General features: G+C 71.2%; 17 protein-coding genes. All 17 read left to right on the forward strand.

All coding sequences use genetic code 11. The features are described 5' to 3' along the window. Window positions 1-31: 31 nt before the first annotated feature. The 17 genes from J2X46_RS16365 (at window position 32) to J2X46_RS16445 (ending at window position 22,388) form a co-directional block, all read left to right on the forward strand. Window positions 32-1,576, forward strand: coding sequence for a phage tail sheath family protein (locus J2X46_RS16365; RefSeq protein WP_310252402.1), 1,545 nt, complete (start codon window positions 32-34; stop codon window positions 1,574-1,576). A gap of 26 nt (window positions 1,577-1,602) precedes the next feature. Beyond that, window positions 1,603-2,046, forward strand: coding sequence for a phage tail protein (locus tag J2X46_RS16370; RefSeq protein WP_310252404.1), 444 nt, complete (start codon window positions 1,603-1,605; stop codon window positions 2,044-2,046). Between the two features lie 16 nt (window positions 2,047-2,062). Beyond that, complete coding sequence (locus J2X46_RS16375; protein WP_310252406.1) at window positions 2,063-2,440, forward strand: hypothetical protein; 378 nt, start codon at window positions 2,063-2,065, stop codon at window positions 2,438-2,440. Then, the gene (locus tag J2X46_RS16380; protein WP_310252408.1) at window positions 2,437-2,619 is read left to right on the forward strand and encodes a DUF6760 family protein; all 183 of its coding nucleotides are present in this window, start codon (window positions 2,437-2,439) and stop codon (window positions 2,617-2,619) included. Before J2X46_RS16375 ends, J2X46_RS16380 begins: the two co-directional genes overlap by 4 nt. A gap of 9 nt (window positions 2,620-2,628) precedes the next feature. Then, entirely contained in the window at window positions 2,629-3,051 is a 423-nt protein-coding gene (locus tag J2X46_RS16385) for a phage tail protein (RefSeq protein WP_310252410.1), read from the forward strand. Window positions 3,052-3,749: 698 nt separating this feature from the next. Then, window positions 3,750-4,004, forward strand: coding sequence for a hypothetical protein (locus J2X46_RS16390; RefSeq protein WP_310252411.1), 255 nt, complete (start codon window positions 3,750-3,752; stop codon window positions 4,002-4,004). Window positions 4,005-4,011: 7 nt separating this feature from the next. After that, on the forward strand, window positions 4,012-4,692 hold the full coding sequence (locus J2X46_RS16395) for a hypothetical protein (protein ID WP_310252412.1): 681 nt from the start codon (window positions 4,012-4,014) through the stop codon (window positions 4,690-4,692). Next, window positions 4,673-5,785, forward strand: coding sequence for a contractile injection system protein, VgrG/Pvc8 family (locus J2X46_RS16400; protein WP_310252414.1), 1,113 nt, complete (start codon window positions 4,673-4,675; stop codon window positions 5,783-5,785). Before J2X46_RS16395 ends, J2X46_RS16400 begins: the two co-directional genes overlap by 20 nt. Further along, a complete protein-coding gene (locus tag J2X46_RS16405) occupies window positions 5,785-6,423 on the forward strand; it encodes a phage baseplate assembly protein V (RefSeq protein WP_310252416.1) in 639 nt (212 codons plus the stop codon). The genes J2X46_RS16400 and J2X46_RS16405 overlap by 1 nt, the downstream gene beginning before the upstream one ends. An 8-nt stretch (window positions 6,424-6,431) precedes the next feature. Next, window positions 6,432-6,728 carry a PAAR domain-containing protein gene (locus J2X46_RS16410; RefSeq protein ID WP_310252418.1) on the forward strand — a complete coding sequence of 99 codons (297 nt, stop codon included), beginning with the start codon at window positions 6,432-6,434 and terminating at the stop codon, window positions 6,726-6,728. 2 nt (window positions 6,729-6,730) lie between these two features. Continuing rightward, entirely contained in the window at window positions 6,731-7,132 is a 402-nt protein-coding gene (locus tag J2X46_RS16415; protein WP_310252420.1) for a GPW/gp25 family protein, read from the forward strand. 5 nt (window positions 7,133-7,137) lie between these two features. After that, window positions 7,138-12,141 (forward strand): hypothetical protein, encoded by a 5,004-nt coding sequence (locus tag J2X46_RS16420; protein WP_310252422.1) that lies wholly within the window; start codon window positions 7,138-7,140, stop codon window positions 12,139-12,141. Further along, window positions 12,138-14,012, forward strand: coding sequence for a hypothetical protein (locus J2X46_RS16425; protein WP_310252424.1), 1,875 nt, complete (start codon window positions 12,138-12,140; stop codon window positions 14,010-14,012). The genes J2X46_RS16420 and J2X46_RS16425 overlap by 4 nt, the downstream gene beginning before the upstream one ends. Beyond that, a complete protein-coding gene (locus tag J2X46_RS16430) occupies window positions 14,009-16,213 on the forward strand; it encodes a phage tail protein (RefSeq protein ID WP_310252426.1) in 2,205 nt (734 codons plus the stop codon). Before J2X46_RS16425 ends, J2X46_RS16430 begins: the two co-directional genes overlap by 4 nt. Before the next feature lie 27 nt (window positions 16,214-16,240). Further along, window positions 16,241-17,659: a hypothetical protein gene (locus J2X46_RS16435; RefSeq protein WP_310252428.1), complete on the forward strand. Its 1,419-nt coding sequence runs from the start codon at window positions 16,241-16,243 to the stop codon at window positions 17,657-17,659. Next, window positions 17,659-18,705 carry a hypothetical protein gene (locus J2X46_RS16440; protein ID WP_310252430.1) on the forward strand — a complete coding sequence of 349 codons (1,047 nt, stop codon included), beginning with the start codon at window positions 17,659-17,661 and terminating at the stop codon, window positions 18,703-18,705. Before J2X46_RS16435 ends, J2X46_RS16440 begins: the two co-directional genes overlap by 1 nt. A 302-nt stretch (window positions 18,706-19,007) precedes the next feature. Then, window positions 19,008-22,388 carry a hypothetical protein gene (locus tag J2X46_RS16445; RefSeq protein WP_310252432.1) on the forward strand — a complete coding sequence of 1,127 codons (3,381 nt, stop codon included), beginning with the start codon at window positions 19,008-19,010 and terminating at the stop codon, window positions 22,386-22,388. Window positions 22,389-22,514: the final 126 nt, after the last annotated feature.

Here is a 22,514-nt window from a genome sequence, read left to right on the forward strand (position 1 = left end):
CCCGTCCATCCCGTTCCCGAGGAGGTAACTGATGCCCGAGTACCTAGCACCCGGTGTCTACGTCGAGGAGATCGAACGTGGCCCCAAGCCCATCGAAGGGGTCGCCACCAGCACGGCCGCGTTCCTCGGCGCTACCGAGCTGGGGCCGAGCCGCCCCCGCCTCGTGACCAGCTACAGCGAGTACCTGCGCTACTTCGGTGACATCTTCAGCGACAGCGCCTTCCTTCCGTACTCGGTGCGGGCGTTCTTCGACAACGGCGGCCGCCGGGTCTACATCGCCCGCATCAGCGGGGCGAATGCCGTCGCGGCGAACGTCGACCTGGCGGGCTTCACCCTGACCGCGACCGGAGTGGGCACGGCGTACCACCGGGTGCAGGCTCGTATCGAGCCCGGCACGACGCGCAACGCCGCGGGCGACCCGATCGGGTTCCGGCTACGGGTCTGGTACTGGGCGAAGGCCGCGCCGAACATCCCGTACGACGTCCAGGCCGCAGACGACGCCGGCGGTGACCCGCCCGGCCCCCGGCCGAACGTGACCGAGGACTTCGACGACCTCAGCATCGACCCCGCGTCGCCGTCGTACTTCGAGAAGCGGGTCAACGGAAACTCGGCGTTCGTGGAGATCGAGGCGTCGGGTGCCGCACCTCCTCAGCTCCCCGGCGGCGCGACGTCAGCGGTGCTCGCCGACGGAGCCGACGACGACGCGCTGACGCTCCCGAGCTTCTTGGGCGAGGCCCAGGACCCGAACCAGCGGACCGGGCTCGCCGCGCTCGCCCTGGACCGCTATCGCGACGTCGCCATCGTCCACGCCCCCGCTGCGGCGTCCGACGTCGTCCAGGCGGTGATCACCCACTGCGAGCGCAACCGGTTCCGTTTCGCCGTCGTGGACTCGGACGCCGACCAGGCCGACGCGAGCAACCTGGACCCACGGACCACCCTCCGGGACAGCACCTATGCGTCCTTCTACTACCCGTGGATCTTCGTCAGCGACCCGCGAAGCGGCGCGCGCAGGAAGATCCCGCCGGGCGGCGCGGTCTGCGGGATCTACGCTCTGACCGACAACACCACCGGGGTGTGGAAGGCGCCGGCCAACGAGGTGGTGGCCGGGGCCATCGATCTCGAGTACGAGGTCACCACCGGCACGCAGGAGGTGCTCAACCCGCGGGGCGTCAACGCCATCCGACGCTTCCCGGGCCGCGGCATCCGCGTGTGGGGTGCCCGGACGCTCTCCAGCGACCCGCTCTGGAAGTACACGAACGTCCGGCGGCTGTTCATCTTCCTGGAGGCCTCGATCTACTACTCGACCCAGTGGGTGGTCTTCGAGCCGAACGACCCCCGCCTGTGGGCCCGGGTCCAGCAGACCATCACCCTCTTCCTGCGCACCCAGTGGCGCGAGGGAGCGCTGTTCGGCGAGAAGGAGGAGGAGGCGTTCCGGGTCGTCGTCGGTCGGGCGACCATGACCGAGGACGACATCCTCAACGGCCGCTTGATCGTCGAGATCGGCATCGCGCCCGTCCGTCCCGCCGAGTTCGTCATCTTCCGGGTCTACCAGCAGACCCAGGAAGCCACCTCGTAGCCCGGACCCGAGAACGGAGCAACCCCATGGCACGCCAAGACCCACTACGGAACTTCCGGTACCGACTGGAGATCGACCAGATCCAGCAGGCCGGCTTCGCGGAGGTGGCGATCGGAGATCTTTCCAACGAGCCCATCGAGTACCGCGAGGGCGACGAGAGCTTCATGACGGTGCGCAAGCTCAACGGGCTGACCAAGTACGCCAACGTGACACTCAAGTGGGGCGTCACGGACAACCTCGAGCTTGCGAACTGGCACCAGCTGGTCGTCGACGGCGTCACGCCGCTCGACGACGCCCGGCGCAGCGTCGTGATCCGGCTCCAGGACGAGGCCGGCCAGGACAAGGCGGCGTGGGAGCTCACCAAGGCGTGGCCGTGCAAGTACGACCCCACCGACCTGAACGGCAAGGGCAACGAGGTCGCCATCGACACGCTCGAGCTGTGCAACGAGGGCATCAAGCGGATCCAGTGAGAGGAGGTGGGACGAGATGTTCCAGACAGAGGTCGAGTTCACCCTGCCGAAGGGCTACCTGGACGACGAGGGGTCGCTCCACCGCGACGGTGTGATGCGCCTGGCCACCGCGGCCGACGAGATCCTGCCGCTCAAGGACCCCCGGGTGCAGCAGAATCCTGCCTACCTCACGATCATCGTGCTGGCACGGGTCATCACCCGGCTGGGCTCCGTCCAGTCGATCAACACCAAGGTCGTCGAGGGCCTCTTCGCGTCGGACCTGAGCCACCTCCAGGGCCTCTACGAACGGCTCAACGGCGACTCGACCGATGCCTTCGCCCCGGGCGAGGAGGCAGACCCACGCGAGCCGGTCGGGCTCAACGGGTTCGACACGGCTGGAGGTGTCGTCCGGTGATCCTCTACCCGGTCGACCAGCTCTACGAGGAGATGGCGTTCATCGCCTTCCACTTCCACTGGTCGCGCGACGAGCTGATGGCCCTCGAGCACGGCGAGCGACGTCGCTGGTGCGAGGAGATCTCGTCGATCAACCGTCGCTTCAACGACCGGGCCCCGAGCCTGCTCGACGTGGTGTGAGGTCCGGTCATGGCGCGCCCCGACCCCTACCGGGCCTTCCGCTTCCGGATCGAGATCCAAGGACTCGTGCAGGGCGGGTTCCGCTCGGTGGGAGGCATGGAGAGGACCACGACCGTCGAGCCGTACCGCGAGGGCGGCGTGAACGACTTCGAGCACCAGCTGGTCGTCCAGACGACCTTCCCGCCGCTCACCCTGCAGCGTGGCCTCGTCGAGTCGACGCTGTGGGACTGGCACCAGGAGGTGATCGACGGTTCGGTCACCCGGCGGGACATCACCATCGAGCTTCTCGACGAGTCCGGCCAGCAGGCGTGGCGCTGGGTCTGTCAGGGTGCCTTTCCCTCGAAGTGGTCCGGCGCCGACCTCGACGCGGTGTCCGGGTCGATCGCCACCGAGTCGGTCGAGCTCGTGCACCACGGGATCAGGCGCCAATGAACCCCCCGGCACTCCCGTTCCGGCTCGCTGGCCGGCCACTCCGGCACCGGCGGGTACGACGCCGCCCGGTCGCGCTCGTCTTCCGAGGTCCGTCGCGACCAGAGCCCGCCGCTCCACGGCAGACGATTCGTGCCGGTGACCAGGTCACCGTCACGCTGGCGCCGCGTTTCACGGTGGTCCTCCAGCAGTTCCTCGCCGCCGCCGCGGTGGTGGACCGTCCCGAGCGACCGGCCGCCGATGGTCGTCAGCGTGCAACCGGGACCCGAGGCACGGCCGCACGGTCGGTTGTCGTGCACGAGCGCCGGGCCCAGGCGGCGCCCTGGCCGGGGCGGCCGACCGCGTTGCTGGTGCATCGCACCACGGTTGCGCAGCTGCTCTCACGACGCGCGACGCCCGCTCCGTCGAGTTCGGTCGACCGGCCGCCTGTCTGGTCCGGCGCGACCACCAGTGTGCCGAGCCCAGCCCCCGTCGGGCCGCGGGCGACCACCGGCTGGTGGTCGAGCGACGTCCCCACGTCTGCTCCGGGCCGCCGACCGGGTCCGGCATACACCGGCGAGATCTCGGCCCGCCGCCGTCGACGCGGGCTCGACCTCACCGAGCACCTCCACCCACGACGGAAGGCCCTGGAGCTGCCGGCACGGGATCGGGCGGGGATGCGAGACGCCGGCGGACCCCCCGGTCCCACGGCGCGCCGCGCGATGCCACGCGTCGAGCTCGCGCTAGGTAGGCCGGCCCGGCAGGAGCTGCGTCACGCTCCGCACGTCGCCCCGGTCGCGACCGTCTACCGTCAGCAGCCGTCGTCACAGGTCACGACGCCGGCGCGGCCGTCGACGCCTTCTCTCGACGCACCCGCGGCGCATCCGACCATCGACATCGACCACCTCGACCGTGAGCTCTGGCGTCGGTTCGAGAAGCGCGCCCGCACCGAGCGCGAGCGTCGCGGGCGGGCGTGAGGTCGCCATGCGGCAGCAGCTGACACGAGCAACGGTCGAGGTCCTCGCGGGGAGCGCGCAGGGCACGATCGTCGAGGTGCTCTTCAACCCCACCGAGTACAGCGTCGAGCACTCCGCCAGCTTCGGGCAGACCGCCCCGCCCGGCCTCGACAACCCCATCACCCAGTTCGTCAACGGAAACGCGCAGGTCCTCACCATGGACCTGCTGTTCGACACCTACACCGACGGTGGCGGCGAGGACGTGTCGGAGCTCACCCGCCAGCTCACGGACCTGGTCCACATCGACGGCGACCTCCATGCACCGCCGACCGTCCGGTTCTCGTGGGGGGTGTTCCTCTTCGACGCCGTCATCGAGAAGGTGACCCAGAGGTTCACGATGTTCCGCGCCGACGGCACGCCGGTCCGCGCGACGCTCTCGGTCACGTTCACGCAGTACCGCACCATCCAGGACCAGCTGGAGCAGCCGCGGCGCAACTCGGCCGACAAGACCAAGCACCGGGTGGTCGAAGGCCCGGACAGCCTGTGGCTGCTCGCCGACCGCGAGTACGGCGACGTTGCCCACTGGCGCACGATCGCCCGGGCCAACCGGATCGACGACCCGCGCCGGCTGGCGACAGGGACCGTCCTGGTGCTCCCGCCCCTCGACGACGAGACGGTGGAGGTGCGGCGTGGCAGCCAAGGCGCTTGACGAGCTGGCGGGGGAGCACGCGGACTTCTACGTGCCGACCTTCACCGTCACGGTGGGGGAGCGCGACGTCGTACGCGACCTGTTCCTCACCGTGTCCAGCGTGCAGCTGGACCTGAAGGAGCGCACGCCGGGTCAGTTCTCCCTGACCGTCGCCAACGCGTTCGACCTCGAGCGCCGCGAGTTCGAGGCGATGCGCGGTGACCGGCCGATCGACCTGTTCGAGCTCTTCGCGTTCGGGAGCCCGGTGCGGGTCCGTCTCGGCTACGGTTCCGGCCCCGCCGTCGAGCTGTCGGGTCTGGTGACCGAGCTCTCGACGAGCTTCACGTCCGGAGGGACGCCGGAGCTGACGATCAAGGGATTCGACGCGCTCTACCCGTTGACGATCGGCAAGAGCACCAGGAACTGGGAGGGCCGGCGCGACAGCGACGCCGTCACCGACGTCGCCCGGAGCCGCGGGGTCGCGGCCGATCCCGAGCGCACCGAGCCGGTCAGGCCGCGCATCGACCAGAGCCAGCAGACGGACATGGCGTTCATCGAGCTCCTGGCCGAGCGCAACCAGGCGACGTTCTACATGCGTGGGGACCAGCTCTACTTCGGTCGTCGGCACAGCCAGGACAGCGCCGTCGTGTCGCTCTCGTGGGGCTTCGGGCTCGTCTCGTTCGCCCCCGAGGCCAACCTCGCTCGTCAGGTCACCGAGGTCCAGGTGCACGGCAGGTCGGCCACCGAGGGGAAGGAGATCGTGGGCACCGCGAAGCGCGGCGACGAGACCGGTCGCGACTCCCGGGCCTCCAGCGGTGCCGAGCGGGTCGTCAAGGCGCTCTCGTCCTCGCCGGTCCTGAGCGTCCGGGCTCCTGTCCACACCCAGGCCGAGGCGGACGAGCGCGCGAAGGCGATCCTCGACGAGCGGGCCCAGGACTTCGTCACCGGCAGTGGTGAGTGCATCGGCCTGCCCGAGATCGTCCCCGACGTCAACATCGAGCTCGGTGGCATGGGCCGAGGTTTCAGCAAGACGTACTGGGTCTCCGAGGCCACCCACAAGCTCGACGGCGGCGGCTACAGCACGTCGTTCAAGGTGCAGGAGACGACGGTGTGATGCACGGCATCTTCGGTGGCAGCGACCAGACCGAGCGCGAGGCAGACGGCTACCTCAGCGGTCCGATGGCGGGCGTGGTGACCGACAACCAGGACCCGGACGGGCTGGCCCGGGTGCGGGTGCGCCTGCCGTGGTACGAGGACGGGTCCACCAGCTACTGGGCCCGGCTGGCAGTGCCGATGGGCGGAGACGCTCGGGGCACGTACTTCCTCCCCGAGGTCGACGACGAGGTGCTCGTCATCGCCGAGGCGGGCGACCCGTCGCACCTCTACGTGCTCGGCTCGCTGTGGAACGGCAAGGCGAAGCCGCCGACGTCCAACGACGACGGCAAGAACAACGAGCGACTGATCCACAGCCGATCGGGACACCGGCTGCGTTTCGTCGACGACGAGGCGGCACCGGAGATCGACCTCGCGCTGAAGGACGGCGCCCACATACGGCTCGACAACGACGGTGTCCTCATCGACGCGGGCAACGGGAACTCCATCTCGATCGGGTCCTCCGGAACGATCGAGATCACGGCCTCGCAGGAGGTCTCCCTGAAGGCCTCGACGGTCTCTGTCGACGCCGACGCCTCTGCGGAGGTCACGGCGACGGGCACGCTCACGCTCAAGGGCGCGACGGTCCAGATCAACTAGGAGGAACGATGGGACAGCCAGCTGCACGGGTCGGTGACCAGACCAGTCACGGCACGCCGTTGGGACCGGGGCCGGGCTCGGCAACCGTGCTCGTCGGCGGCATGCCGGCATGGCGGGCGGGATCGGACGCCCACACGTGCCCGCTCTCCGATGGACCCAAGCCCCACGTCGGTGGCGTGGTGGCGATGGGGAGCGCCACCGTTCTCATCGGCGGCCTCCCAGCGGCCCGGCAGGGCGACCAGGTGGTCGAGGCGAGCGCCCCGAACGTGATCGCCGCGGGTGCTCCGACGGTGTTGATCGGGTAGCCATGACCGAGCTGTCGTCGTACGACTTCCGCGGGACCGGGTGGGCCTTCCCGGTCACGATCGACGCGGGCGCGATCGGCGCGGTGAGCGGCGACGACGACGTCCGACAGTCGATCCAGCTGATCCTCGCGACTGCCAAGGGTGAGCGGGTCATGCGACCGGACTTCGGGTGCGGCATCCACGACCTGGTGTTCGCCGCGGTCAGCACGCAGCTGATCACCCGGCTACGACGCGAGGTGGAGGACGCACTGCGGACCTACGAGGCCCGGATCGAGGTCCTGCGCGTCGCCGTCGGGACCCGGGCCCTGGACGTCGGCCGGCTGGACGTCGAGATCGACTACCGCGTGCGGGCGACCAACCAGACCGGCAACTACGTCTACCCCTTCTACTTCCGGGAGGCGTGAGGACGATGGCCAGGTCACTGCCGGGCACGGACCCACGACGGGCCGGGCAGCTGCGTGCCGAGCTCGACCGGGTGGGGGCGGCCACCACGCCCGGGTGGGAGGTCGCGACAGCGCCGGACTCCTTCGGGCGTGCTCTCCTCGAGATCGCGGCAGCCCTCGCCGAGGTGACCACGACCCAGCTCGACCGCACCGCCGAGCGTGACGCACTGGCCTTCGCCGACACCCTCGACATCCCGTCGCCGTCACCTCAGGCCGCGACCGCCGCACTGGTCCTCGTTCCCGAGGAGTCGCGGTCCTCGGCGACGTACATCCCCCCTCGGACGCAGGTCGGCGTGACCGTCGGCGACCAGGAGGTCGTCTTCGAGACGGTGCGGGCACTGCAGTCCAGCCCGCTCCGGATCACCGACGTGATCGCGGTCGACCCCGGCGCCGACCACCTCGAGCGAGCACCCGGACGGGTGGTGTCCACCGAGCCGCCGCCAGAGCCCGTCGCGGGTCACCAAGTGGTGACGGCTGCTTCGGCGGGCAGCACGGTGCTGCAGGTCGCCCCGGCGATCGGGCTGGAGCCGGGCGACCAGGTCCGCATCCTGGGTTCGGCCTATCGCGTCGCCGGCGTGGACCGTGACCTGGTGACCCTGCACGACCCCTTGGAGTCCGCGGTCCCCGCCGCGACCCAGCTCGATCGCATCGAGGCGCTGGAGACCTTCACCCTGCGCAACCTCCAGGAGCACGCGGTGTACGTGGGTCACAGCTCGCTGCTGAACCTCGAACAGCCGGCACGGATCGAGCTCGTGCTCACGCCGGCCGGCCTCGCCCGGCAGCTGGCGCGGCTCGACCTCCAGTACGCGATGTGGGGCACCCTGAAGGGCGCCGACGCACCGGCGTGGCACGCACTCGAGCTCGTCGGGGGTTCGTCCACCACGCTGACCCTGCGCAAGCGATGGACGGGAACCGTGGAGAAGGTCGCCGTCGACGGCCGGAAGAACCGCTGGCTCCGGATCGTGCACCCGGTGCCGATCGCGACCGTCGACGTCACGGCCCCAGTCGACCACGTCGCGCTGCGGGTCGCGTCCGAGGCGCCGCCTGCGCCCGCGACTCCGTCGGCGCTGGTTGGCAGCACCACCATCACCAACGCCTTCCACAATGCCGCGCCGCTGGCCGTGACCGGGCGGTTCCTGCCCTTCGGGCCGACGCCAGCCCGCTTCGACATCTTCTCGCTCGCGGCGCCGGAGGCCCTCTCCAAGCCGGGTGCCCGCGTCGACCTGGAGGTCCGCCTCGCCGACGCCTCGCTGCTCACGCTCGTGGCGCCTCTGAACCGGCAGGTCGGCCCGTCGGGCACGACCGCGTACGGGATCGGTGCCAACGGCCTGCCCTACTCCCTCACCATCTCGGCCGAGTCCGACGTGCGATGGCGGGGGCTGCCCACCCCGGTGAGCCCCGAGGGTCCGCCGGTGCTGCTGGACGGGTCGGCCGGGATGCTCGCCGCGAGCGTGGGCACCTCGTTCGGGTCGTTGGTCCTGGACCTCCTCGTGGCCCGCGATCGCGATGGGAAGCTCTGGTACATCGGGATCGTCGGTCAGTTCACCGGCGCGTGGCAGCAGCTCCCCGCTGACCTCGAGACCCCCATCCGCGACCTGGTGCTGGTGCCGACCGCCGGCGCGGGCGGCTCGAGCACCGTCGGCCTTCTCCGAGTGGATGGCGGCCAGCTCCAGGCCTTCCCGATCGGGGCCGGTGGACCAGCCCCGTCCTGGGTGACCGTGGCGACCTCGGGGACCGGTCCCGACCTCGACCAGGGTGTTTCGCTCGTTCCCGTGAGTCGGGCGCCGGGGCAGGGTGGGACCGACGTCGTCCTTGCCGCTGAGGACGGGACGGTGTGGTTCGGGCGCCTGGGAACGGCGCCCGCGGGCCTCGGGGTCACCTGGAAGCAGCTGCCCACTGCGAGCGCCCGCGCCGACGTACGCCCGGCCGCCACCCACGTGCGGCTCCCGGACGGTCACACCCACCTCTGGGTGGCGTGGGCCGATACCAACCACGGTGTGGCCGGCTGGTGGGGACCGACCGACGGAGCCGGTGGTGATGTGCGCGTCGCCGCGAGCCCAGGGTTCTCCGCCGTGGCGGGGAGCTCCGTGCAGGTCGGGACACAGCCGTGGAAGCCGTCCACGACGCAACCGGTCACCGCGGCCGTGGCCCGCGACAACCTGGGCCACCGCTCGGTGCTCGTCTGGTTCGACGAAGGGTCGGCCGACCGCTCGATGCTGCCACGGGACACGACCGATCAGCCGCCCACCGACCTGGTGATCGTCGAGACGCCGGCGGAACCGGGATCGGCGAGACCACTCCTGGTCCTCCCCGCGACCGGCGAGGCACTGGTGGCGGCCACTGTGGACCAGCTCCCGGACGAGGAGGTGAGCACAGTGCTCCGCGACGGGCTGGTCATCCGCAACGAGCCGGAGTCCTCCCACTACCTGGACCTCGTGGGCGGCTCGGCGCCCGGGACCACGGAGCTCGAGGCGTCCAGGATCACGCATGTGCCCGACCGCGTCTACGAGGTCCCGGGTGGCCTCCGCGGGGCCCAGCAGTACCGATTCCTCCGGCGTGTGGACGCCGCCGTCGAGGACCTCGACGGCACGGCGCGAAGCAGCGGACAACTGCAGCTGGACGACACCGACCAGACGACTCAGATCGACCACTGGCTGTTCATCGGCGACCGCTCGTACCACGTCACCGTCATCACCGATCTCACGGCGCCGGTACGCCGGGTCGCGACCCTGGACCCTCCTCTGACGGGCGTCCCGGTCAACGCTCACGTGACGTACACCCCGACGCGGCAGCTCAGCGCCCTCGCGCCCGTGGAGGCGGCCGACATCCGGACGCTGGTGCACGTGACTCCGGCCGTCGAGGACGGCGATGTCGTCCGATTCACCGACGGCAATCCCCGCCAGCACGTCGTAGCCGCCGACTCGCTGAGCACCAGCGGTCGGTGGTGGCGGCTGGGACAGCCGTGGACGACGACTCCGACGCGGGCAGCTGCGGAGGTGCTCGGCGACCCGACCGTGGGGGAGTGGACCGTGCGAGCGCTCGAGCGCGGCTACGACAATCCGGCGCTCTCGTGGGAGTTCTTCGACGGCGACGGGTGGCGCCTGCTGGAGAGCGGGTTCGTCGACGGGACCCGAGAGCTGGCGACGAGTGGAACGATCTCGTTCCGGGTGCCGGCCACCCTGGCTGCCACCGAGATCGGGGGTCGGGAGGACCTCTGGATCCGGGCCCGGCTGGTGGGCGGCGACTACGGGCGACCGAAGTACGTCGTCACGTCGACGACGGTCGGGACCACCGTCACCCAGTCGACGAGCGTCGACACGAGCGACCTGCACCCGCCGGAGATCGAGTCGATCGAGGCGAGATTCGTCCTCGACGGTGAGACGGCGCCGGAGAGCGTCCTGGTCGTCGACAACCTGGCCGCTCTCGACCAGACGGGGGCCAGCGCTGCCGACCAGGCACGCTTCCGCCTGTTCGTGGGCGCCCGCGACATCGACCCCGGAGTCGATGGTCCGGCGATCTACGTGGGCCTGAGCCGCCAGCCTGTGAGTCCGCTGGTGCTCCTCGCGGTGGCCGACGACCAGCCCATCCCTGGGACCCTCGCGGTGGAAGCGTTGACCGCTGGTGGATGGCGGCGCGCGACCGTCGAGGACGAGAGCGACGCGCTCCGCCGCACCGGCCTCGTCCAGGTCTTCCTGTCGACGCCGCTCGCCCGGGCAACGCGTTTCGGCCGGGACGGCTTCTGGCTGCGGCTCCGACCCGCGCCCGACGCGGAGGGCATGGATTCCGGCGCGTGGCGGCCGGTGGTGCGCGGCCTGTTCGTGAACGGCGTACCTGCCACGCAGGCGAGGACCGTCGTCCAGGAGATCCTCGGCTCCAGCTTGGGCGAGCCCTCGCTCGTCCTCGAGCTCGCCGAGGTCCCGGTCCTGCCGGAGACCGTGGAGCTCCGGGTGCGCGAGGAGCTGAGCGAGGACGAGCGGGAGGCGCTCGAGGAGGAGCGCCGCCCTTCCATCCGGATCACCGGTCGCCCGGCTGAGGCACCGCCGGTCGTCGCGACGGTGCCGGGTGTCGACGGAGCCTGGGTGCTCTGGCGCCGCGTCGACTCCTTCATCGGCACCGATGGGGACGCCCGTGCGTACCGGCTCGATCCGGGGACCGGGCGGGTGTCCTTCGGCGACGGACGGCAGGGGAAGGTCCCGCCGGCCGGGAGCGACGCGGTCCGCGCCTTCCGCTACCAGCAAGGCGGGGGAGCAGGCGGGAACGCGGCCGCGTGGAGCGCCGTGGCGGTGAAGTCGGCGCTGGAGGGCATCGAGTCGGCGGTGCTGCCGGTGGACGCGGCCGGGGGAGTCGACAGTCCGAGCCCGGTCGCGCTCCTGCACAATGCGCCTGCACGCCTGCGCACCGCGGGCCGGGTCGTCTCGGCTGCCGATTACGAGTCCCAGGCCGTCGCGGCCGCGGCACAGGTCGTCCGCGCCCGCTGTACCCCGCCCACGCGCGCAGGTGACCCGATCCGGGTGGCGATCGTCGTCCGCGACGGTACCCGTCGCCCGATGCCGACGCTCGCCCTTCGGACTGCCGTGGCACGGAGGCTGCGCTCCGCCGGGTGGGGCGGCCTCCCCCCTCGCCGGCTCGTCGTCGAGCCACCGACGTACGTCGCCGTCGCGGTGACCGCGAGGCTGCGGGCCTCGGCCGCGCTCGCCGCGCAGGTCGAGCAGGCCGCCACGGACGGGCTCCTCGCGCTGCTGCACCCCTCGGACGGGGGACCGGACGGCAGCGGGTGGCCGTTCGGGCGCCGTCTCTGGGAGAGCGACGTGCTGCGGACCCTCGGCGCGGTCGACGGCATCGACCGGGTGGACGGCGTCGAGCTTCGCCGCGTCGACGGGCGTGCGCTCGCGGACATGCCGGCCGACGGTCTGGTCTGGGCCGCGGCGGCGGACGTGGACGTCCAGGTCGAGCTGGTGGTCGACCCATGACCTCCATCGTTCCCGACCTCGACACCACGACCTTCGAGCAGCTCGTCGAGCGCGCCCGCGGTCTGATCCCGCGATACGCACCCGAGTGGACCGACCACAACCTGCACGACCCGGGCATCACCCTGCTCGACCTCCTGGCGTGGATCATCGACCAGCAGGTGTATCGCACCGGCTTCGTCGGCGATCACCACCTCGAGGCATTCGCCGCCCTGCTGGACGCGCGGGCTCACGGTCCCTCCCCGGCCCGCGGGCTGCTCTGGCCGCGGCGGTCGATCGACGCCGAACGAGTGGTCGCGGTGGGCACGGGGGTGACCTGCGCGACGGACCCGGACCTGCCGTTCCAGCTGTCGACGACGCTCCATCTCTCGCCGGCGCGACTCACCGAGCTCGTCGTCGGTGGTGGCGGCAGCGACGAACCCGTGGTCATCGCCCACGAGGGCGAGCGCACCACGCCGTTCTCACTCGTCCCTTCGGCCCCTGGCGGTCGGGCGACCCTCGTCCTGCGCTTCGACCGGCCGCTGGTCGCCGTGCCGCCGGCACAGGTGTCGATCGGCTTCGTCGTCGAGCCGCCACCCGGACCGCCCCCCGATTCCGGCAAGCACCGATGGGGTCCCCTCCGTGTCGAGCATCGGCGCGGCAACGAGGCGTGGGCTCGCGCCGACGTGGTCACCGACGACACCGCAGCGCTGGCGTGCGCGGGTGCCTTGGTCGTCCGCGTGCCCAGCGACGACACCAGCGCGTCGCCCGATCCGTCCGAGCTCCGGCTGGTGCTCGACGCCGACCTGGTGCCCCTCGAGCGGCGGATCACCCGGGTCGCGCTCAACGTGCTCCCCGTCGTCCAGCAGGCCACCGAGGTGGCCGCCACGTTCGTCCCCCCCGGCACCGGCCTGCCCGACCAGTCGGTGGCGTTCGACAGCACCGATCTGGTCGATGCCGATGCCCTCGAGATCCGGGTCGGAGAAGAGGTGTGGCAGCAGATACCGACGCTGGAGAACGCCGGACCCGATGACCGCGTGTTCGTCCGCGGGGCGAGCGAGATCGTGTTCGGCAACGGCGTCAACGGTCGCGTCCCGCCCCGTGAGTCGGCGATCCAGCGCGGCCCGATCACCCGGACGCGGGGCGACCGGGCCCGCGTCCGCGCAGGGCTCACGTGGCATCTCCCGGCCCTCGGATCGGACGGCCCGGCCTTCGCGACCAACATCGCCCCGATCGATGGCGGCCAGGGGCCGTCCGACCTCGCTGATCTGCTGGCGACGGCCCGGAGCACGGCCACCGAGCGCCACGCGCTGCTCACCGACGACGAGCTCGCGATCGCCGCCCGCGCCCTGCCCGGGTTCGCGGTGGCTCGCGCCGAGGTGATCGACGGATTCCACCCGTACGTACCGGACCGGCGGACCGACGGCACCAGGACCCTCGTCGTCATCCCACAGCGGCGCAGCCAGGATCCCGCGGCGTCGGCTCGACCGGCGTACCTGGCCGCGGTCCGTCGCTTGCTCGCCGACCGGCGGGTGCTCGGCGAGCGGCTCGTCATCGCAGGCCATGTCGTTGCGGAAGTGGCCGTGGACCTGACCGTCCGGGTGGACCCAGGTGTCCTGCCGGATGCCGTGCGGGCCCGGGTCACCGGGCGGTTGCTGGCCCGGTTCACCGACGTCGGTCGCGACGACGCCGTCGCTCCGTGGCCCCTCGGCAGGACGGTCACGTGCGAGGAGGTGGCCTCACTCGCGATCGGGTGCGAAGGCGTGCTCGCGGTCGAGTCCTGCGCGATCAGTCGGTCGGGGGAGCCGCGCGGCGAGGGGCCGATCGTCCTTCATCCGGACGAGGTCGCGGTGCTCGGGGAACCCGACCTGCTGCTGGAGGTGTTGAGGCCATGAGTCGCTCGCCGGACCTCGCCTACCACTTCGCCACCGAGGCCCAGTGGCGTGCCGGACTTCGCGATGGGCTGAGGGTGCACGGTGGTGCCGTGCGTCCGCTGGACGCTCTCCGGGCGCTGCCGCTGCAGGGGTCCGGCCCGGCGGACGGCGGCGCACGGACCGCCGTCGACGCCTGTGGTCGCCTGGTGTGGGTGCGTCCGGGTGACCGGTCCGTACGACGGTGGGAGGACCTAGGCGTCGCGGAGGTGGGCAGGCTGGTCCGCGGCCCGACTCCGGTGGCGCTGGCGATCAACGGTGGCCTGCTCTGGCTGGCGACGCCACGCGGCGTGGAGCGTCATGACGCGCACGACCTGCAACGACTGGGCGTCACCACGCACCACGTGGCGGGGACGGACCTGCGTCCGATCGGCGTGTGCCGCGACGGTGCCGACGGGATCTGGGTGCTCGTGGCGCGGCAGTCGGGCTGCTTGACGCTGGTCCACCTCGACTGCTGGGGCGCCGTGGTCGGCCGCCCGCTTCGGGTGCCGCTCGCCGGCGACCTCACCGGCACTGTGGCGGCCGCTCCGGACGGCAGGGTCGTCGTCGTACCGTCGCGGTCGTCGCGCGTGGCTGTGCTCGTCCGTCCTCACCCGACCGCCGACGTGCGACCGGTGCCCCTGGCGGCCGGTCCCGACGTGCTCGCGGTCGCTCTCGATCGCGAGCACCGCGTGGTCCTGCTGCGTGCCGACGACGCCGGCGCCGTGGTGGAGATCATCACGATCGACGGCGACCAGGACGAGCGGCACGTCGTCGAGCTGCCCCGCGGGTTCGGACCCGTGTCGGCCGTGGTCGCCGGTCAGCAGCTGGCACTCGTCGGTGCCGGTGGTCTCGCACTGCTCGACCCGTCGTCCACCTCGACCACACGGCGGGTCTCCACCTTCGTGACGCCGGCGCTGCACTCCCCGCTGGGCCGGAGCCGTCCGGGAGGGCGGCGCGGCAAGATGCTCGGGGGCTGGAACCGTGCCGAGGTCGACGTCGCCCTGCCATGGGGTACGACGTTGGAGCTGGCGTGGGCGGCGACGGACCAGGAGGCGGTCGTCCAGGAGACCGGTTCCGTCCTCGCCGACGCCAGCCTCTCCCCCGGGGACCGGCTGGCGGCGCTCGACTCGCTGCTCCTGTGGCACACGCAGGACCGCGTGGTCTACGAGTCGGCACAGGTCGACGACGGCGCGGTCACTGTGGCCGAGCGGCTGGCGGCGACGATCGACCGACCCGAGCCGTACCTCTGGGTGCGGGTCACCCTCACGACCGCGGTCGGGGCCGAGCCACCGACCCTCGCCGGCCTGCACGTGTCGTACCCGTCGACGTCGCTCCTCGACGACCTCCCGGCCGTCTACTGCGAGGACGCGGCCTCGGCCTCCCAGCTGCGGCGGCTGCTCGCCCCGTTCGAGGTGCTCCTCGACGGGCTCGACGCGCGCATTGACAGGCTGCCGGCGCGGATCGACCCCGCGACGGCGGACGATGAGTGGACGACGGTGCTGCTCGGGTGGCTCGGCATGCCGCTCCTCGAGGATCTCGTCCCGGACCGGCGACGCGCGCTCCTGCGCGAGCTGCCGCGGCTCCAGCAGGACCGGGGCACCCCAGGCGCCCTCGTGCGTGCGCTCGAGATCGTGACCGGGAGCACCGTCCGCGTGCGCGACCATGGCGACGAGGCGGCGTGGTGGTTCCTCCCACGCGCCGGTCGGCCCATCGGTGCCCGGCTGGGCGTCGACACCGTCGTCGCTGGTGCGATGCCGCAGCCGTTCCATGCCGGCGCCGCGATCCTCGGCGAGAGCCCGCTCGGCGTCCCATGCGTCGACCCGGGACGCGTGATCGACGAGCGCAACGGACTCGTCGAGATCCGCGTCGAGCTGCCCGCCGATGAGCGCGCCGCAACGCGTCCGATCGTCGACCGCATCCTCACCGTGTTCGCGCCCGCCCATTGCCGCGTCCTCATCGACGACCGACCGGGGCCGGGCCTGTCCGGCTCCCGGGCGATCGGCGTCGACCTGCACCTCGCCGGGTCCCCCTCGGACGGACCGGACTCCCGCCTCCACGGCGACGAGCACTGGCGTCTCGGCGCCAGCACGGAGCTCGGCGCCTGGTCCCTCCCGGCGCCCACCACCGGAGTCGCCGTGCTCGACGCCGCGGTGCTGGGCGACGACCCGACCCACCTGACCTGACGACGCCCCACCACCAAGGAGCCGATCATGAACACCACCGTCGCCGCACACCACGAGCCCTGGTCGAAGCGACCGTTGTTCGCTCCCCGACAGCTCCTCGACGCCGCTCGCCTCAACGCCGCGTTGGACGACGAGCTCGAGCGCCAACGGGTCCTCAACCTCGCCCTCCACGGGTGGGGCGTCGTCTCCGGCTTCGGCGTGGAGGTCCGGGAGCTCGGCCGCGACGGCCAGCAGCCGAGGAAACGCCTCCTCGTCGGCTGCGGGGTGGCGCTCGACCCCTTCGGACGGATGCTGCGCACCGATGATCGCTGGCTCTCCCTCAACGACGTCGAGGGCCCGCCACCGAAGTCCGGCGGCAGGTACACGCTCGTCGCGCACCACGCCGAGCGCCTCGATCCGCCTCATGGTGACTCGTGCGGCGGCACCGGTCCCCAGTGGCGCGAGTACGACGTCGTCTACACGCTGCAGCACGGATGCGAGCCGCACGATGACAGGTGTCCTCCGCTGCCGGAGGGCGAGTGCCTGTCCCGGACCGACTACGTCCGTCGCAGGATCGGGTCGGTGAGGGGGAAGGTGCCCGACCGGTCGAAGGACCTCGATCACGCGTGCGAGCGTCCGGGCTCCCTGCGGGCGACGCGGTGCGGCTCCTGGTGCTACGACCCGGCCGCGGGTGTCCCGATCGCGTGCGTGGAGATCCGCGAGCGGGGCGGGAAGCCCGACGCCACCCCAGTCGCGGGCCACACGAGGGCCCGAGGCACCGGCTCGTCGGCGCCCGACGCGCGCTGTCTCGTGATCGAGGAGGTCTGCACGGACGAGTGCTCACCCGTGCCCCACGTCTACCGGAACCCGCTCTTGCTGGAGCTGCTCAACTGCTGCGACGTCACCCTTCCCCGTGTCGAGAGGGTCTCCTGGTCGGAGTGGACCGGGCCGCCCGGCGGCGTTCCCTGGGACGAGTTCTCGACCCGCGTCCAAGTCGGCGACGAGAGCCGCGCCGCGGACGGGTTCGCGATCTGGTTCACCCGTCCCGTCCGGGCCGACACGCTGACCACGGCATCCGTGCTCCTGACCGCCTTCAGGCAGGAGGAGCTGGCGGACTACTGGGAGTCGGGGCGCGTCCCGATCGAGGTGCGCCCGCTCGAGCTCGTCGGCGAGGTGGCGCGCGGCGTGCAGCTGGTCGCCGACAGCGAGTGGCTCGCCGCCGAGGTCACCGGCAGGAGGTCGTCGCTGACCGGCGGCTTCCGGCTAGAGATCACCCTCCGCGGCCAGCTCCTCAGGGACGACTGCGGCCACATGCTCGACGCCGTACCCACCGACGTCGACTGCACGCGCTGCCAGCGCCGCCCCGGCGACGACCTGATCTGGGCCTTCGAGGTCGGGAAACGTGCGCCGTACGACTCCGGGGGCGCGCCGGGCCAGAACGAATCGACACGAACAGGAGAATCGTGATGAGCACCCAGACCACTGCCGACCCCCAGAGGCTCGTGCCCACCTCGACCGAGCGCGTCCAGTTCCGCGATGGCCAGCTGGTCGACGCCGACGCCCTCACCGCAGCCATGATGTTCCCGGTCTCGCTACTGCAGGTGGTGCTGCGTTCCTACCTCGGCTGCGGCATCGTGTGCGGCCTGGAAGTCGTCCAGCCGGACGAGGAGCGGGCGTGCGTCCGCATCCGTCCGGGCGTGATGGTCGACTGCCACGGCTACCCTCTCGAGCTCTGCCGCGAGGTGGTGCTCGACCTCACTCCCGACCCGTGTGCCTGTGAGACCGAGCCCCGCACGCTCTGCATCCTGATGCGTCGGGCGACGTCCGAGGACGCCTCTCGACGGTCCTGCGGCGGCGGGTGCGGTGGCGGGTGCGGTGGCGGCTGTGGTGGCGGCAGTGGTGGCGGGTGCGGGTGCTCCGAGGGAGCCCACGACGACTGCAACCGGGTGCGGGACCAGGTCCTCATCAAGGCGGTCGACCGGACCGGGCTGGACGACGTGCGTGACCACGTGTGCGAGACGACGGTGGACAACGCCAAGGACCGCGCCAAGGACGACGCCGGAGCGGGCTCAGGTTCGCCGAAGACGAAGGCGGTGGCCGGCACGATGGACGCAGGCGCCGACGAGGACGCCGAGGACGAGTGCGCGTGCCTGACTGCCTGCGCCGAGCGATGCTGCGCCGAGCGCAGCTGGGTGCTGCTGGCGTGCGTCACCGTCATCCCGGCGCCCGACGACGGGTGCGAGTCCGGCTACACGCTGAGCCAGGTCGACTCCACGGGTCGCAAGTACGTCAAGCCGATCGAGTGCTGCCGGACGCACCGTCGGGCAACTGCGACGAAGACAGCTGAGATGACCGACACCACCGCGGCAGCGGCAGCGTCGAAGCCGGTGACCACGAAGGCGGGAGGGGCGGCGTCGAAGGCAGCGTCCTCGAAAGCAGCGGCGACGAAGGCGGCAGCCGTGAAGGCCGCAGCGGCAGCGTCGAAGGTCGCGGCCACGAAGGGTGGCTCCTGACGTCCATGGCGGTCACACGGCAGCGCGTCCAGCGCCCGGGCGCCCGACCGCGGCCGCCCGTGGTCGGGCGGGTCGCGTCCCCGGGCGTGCGCCCACCGGCGCCGGCCGACCTGCAGCAGCGGTTGGGCAACCGGGGGACCTCCCGGCTCCTGGCCCGCGCGACGGGGGACGGGGGGCTGCCGAACACCCCGCCGACCATGGCTCCACTGCCCGAACCGATCTCAGCTGAACCCGTAGTGGGTCCAGGGACCGCTCCCGCGGTCGTCGCTCTTCCCGAGCTGGTCGGGGGCACGCCAGCCTGGATGGCGGAGACGGGGGGTGCGCCGTCCGCTCCCGGGACGGTCGACGACCGCACGCCGGTGGTGGACGTCTCGGGCGCGGGCACGCTCGCTCCGCCCGGCGACGTACCAGCGGCGGCTCCGGAAGCGGCGCCACCGGTCGCGCCACCGGCCCCGACGTCCGACGCCGCAACGACCGCTGCGCCCGCAGGCACAGCGGCTCCGGAAGCGGCCGAGGTGCCTGCGGTGCCGACGCCGGAGGAGGCGGTGGCGCCGGTGGTGCACGCCGTGGCCGACCGGGCGCGCGGACAGCGGACCCATCCGCCCGCCGAGGCACCCGTGGCCAACGCAAGTGCGTCGGCGCGCCAGCCAGCGGTCGAGCAGCAGCGCTCCGCCGCTGAGCGCACGGTCGACGCCATCGACTCCGTGCCGGCTGGCGAGGTGCCTCGCCAGTCCTTCAAGGAAGCACTGCGGCAGGCCATCGACGAGGCCACACCGAAGCCGAAGACTGAGGACGAGGCCGACCGTGTGATGGCCCAGGGGGCGACCGACGCGAGCGCGCGGATCAACGCGCAGCTCGGTGTCCAGCGGGAAGAGGCGGCCGGCCCGCTCCGGTCCACAGCCCAGACCGAGGCCGCGCCCGATCCCGCAGCCGGGACGCCGGCGCCCGCACTCGTGCCTGAGGCACCCGGTCCCGCGCCCGACCCGGTCGGGCCGGACGCAGTCGTCCCAGCGCCTCTGCCGGCCGAGCGCCTGGACTACTCCTCGGACCGGTCGGCGACGGACCAGGCCATGGCTGGGGCCGGTGTGAGCACCGAGCAGCTCCAGCGCGGGAACGAGCCCGAGTTCGCGCCGGCGCTCGAGGCACGATCGACGGCCGAGACGCACGAGGCCGCAGCCGGGGCCCAGTACAGGGAGGACGAAGCTGCGGTGCGAGGCGAGTCGCGGGCGCAGGCGCAGGAACGGATCGGCGGCGGCCTCGCCGGGATGCGTGCGCAACGGCTCGACCTGGTCGGACAGGTCGTCGGGGAGCAGCAGTCCACCAGCACGAACCAGTCGCAGCAGCGCCGCCTCGTCACCGAGCGGGTGACCGCCATCAAGGAGGCGACCAGGAACGACGTGGACGTCATCCTCGCCGCGATGGATGCTGCCGCCGTCGCGATCTTCGACGTCGGGCTGCGCGAGGCCGAAGCGGCGTACGAAGACGCCTTCGAGGAGGCCAAGGGCGGCGTCGGCAACTGGCTCACCGAGTGGGGGGACGACTGGGAACGACTCATCGAGGACGCCCTCGCGACCGGTCGCGCGGCCTATCTCGCGCGCGTGGGCAGGGCCATCGACGAGGTCGCGACCCTGGTCGAGACCAGGCTGGCCGCGGCCAAGCAACGCGTGGCGGCCGGACGCGCCGAGCTGGACTCGTACGTCGCCGGGCTCGACGAGAGCCTGCGCTCGGCCGGCGAGGAGGCACGTCAGCTGGTCAGCGCCGACTTCGACGCGCTGGAGTCGTCGATCGACGACCGGAGGGACAGCCTCGTCCAGCGCCTGACCCAGCAGTACCGCGACTCCTACCAGCGCATGTCAGAGACGGAGAACCGGCTGCGCGAGGAGAACAAGTCGCTCTGGCAGCGCGTCTACGACGCCACGGTGGGGCTGATCAAGAAGATCCTCGAGTTCAAGGACATGCTGCTGTCGGCCCTCGCCGAGGCCGCCTCGGTGATCACGCTGATCATCGAGGACCCGATCGGGTTCCTTTCGAACCTCATCGAGGCGGTGATGCAGGGGGTCACCAACTTCAAGGACCACATCGTCGAACACCTCGAGAAGGGTCTGCTCGACTGGATCTTCGGAGCCGTCGCCGGTGCCGGGATCCAGATGCCCGCGAAGTTCGACCTCCAGGGCATCCTGGGCCTGGTCCTGCAGATCCTCGGGCTGACGTGGCAGAACATCCGCCGCATCGCCGTCGAGATGGTCGGCGAGCCGATCGTCCGCGGGCTGGAGATGTTCGCCGAGCCGGTCATCGTGCTCGTCCGGGAGGGGCCGGCCGGCCTGTGGGAGTGGATCAAGGAGAAGCTCACCGACCTGAAGTCGATGCTGCTCGAGGAGATCCAGAGCTGGCTGATCACCAACGTGGTCGAGGCCGGCATCAAGTGGATCATCGGGCTCCTGACGCCTGCCGGTGCATTCATCAAGGCGTGCATGGCCATCTACGACATCGTCATGTTCTTCGTCGATAAGGCGCAGCAGATCGCCGACCTCGTCAAGGCCGTCACCTCCTCCATCGGTGCGATCGCGAAGGGCTCGCTCGGCGCGGCCGCGCAACGGGTGGAGGACGCCCTTGCCAGGGCGATCCCGGTGGCCATCGGTTTCCTTGCAGACCTCCTCGGCCTCGGCGACCTCAGCGAGACCATCTCCACCTTCATCAAGAAGATCCGCAAGCCCGTCGAGGAAGCCATCCGGTGGCTCATCGGGAAGGCCGTCGACCTCGTCAAGGCGGCGGGCAAGCTGCTGGGGATCGGGAAGGAGGAGGGTTCGAAGGAGGGGCCGGAGCACGATGCCCAGGTGTCGGCGGCGCTGGTCGCGCTCCAGGAGGCTGTGGCCCAAAGGACGGGTGGCGAGGCCGCCCGGTCCGACGCCGAGGCGATCGCCGTTCAAGTGCAGAGTGCGCACCCCATACTCAAGCAGGTCGAGGTGGTGGACGCAGAAGACTCGTGGCACTTCCACGTCGTCGCCTCAGACGTCAAGAACAAGGCGGAACTACCAAAGTCCGGCGAGGGTGGCGCGCTCTTGAAGCTCGATCCCACCTGGGTTGAGAGACGTCCAGAGGCGATCACGATCCCGAAAGACGTTTCCGGCACGGAAGATGAATGGCATTCGTACGAGGGACAGGCCGCGCGTGTCGTGGAAACGATGATGCAGGAACGAATCGGCGATCGCCCGGTTGTTCCCGGCTACACACTGCCCGGATCTCGGGGCCGCGGGCGGTCGACCTTTGACAAGACTCGGATCGACAAACGAAGGGCAATGCGGAGCGGGCGCAAGACCGTAGGGGTACGCATTCCCGACTACACATCGGTGGTACCCGTGGGAGATCGCACCGATGAGATCCACATGTTCGATCCGACGCTCGGCTCCAAGTCCTATGGGGAGATGAAGCCAATCGAGGACGACCGCCGTCCGACGGAGGAGATCAAGGCACAGCAACTGTTCTACACCGTTGATAACGCGATGAACGGCGTTGTGAAGAACGCCGCCAAGCAGGGCCGAGTGGTCACGCTCGTTCACTACACCATCATCACGGATCAGGATCCTTCAAAGGACAGCAAGAAGATGGTCAACGATCTTCTGTCGATGTATTCGCGGACGACTCCACGACTTGAAATCACCTGGGCAATCGTGGCGAAGAAGTAGCCGGTTCTGTGTCGCGCGTTGAGTAGTAGGCGTACGAGACCGTCTTTGGTGACGGCGCGGCGACGGTGGCGTGACGGGGCGCTGGAAGCCTCGAGGTCCGGGTGCGCCGTGCCGAGCCGGCGCCAG

This window comes from Nocardioides sp. BE266 (assembly GCF_031457855.1).
Taxonomy (GTDB): domain Bacteria; phylum Actinomycetota; class Actinomycetes; order Propionibacteriales; family Nocardioidaceae; genus Nocardioides.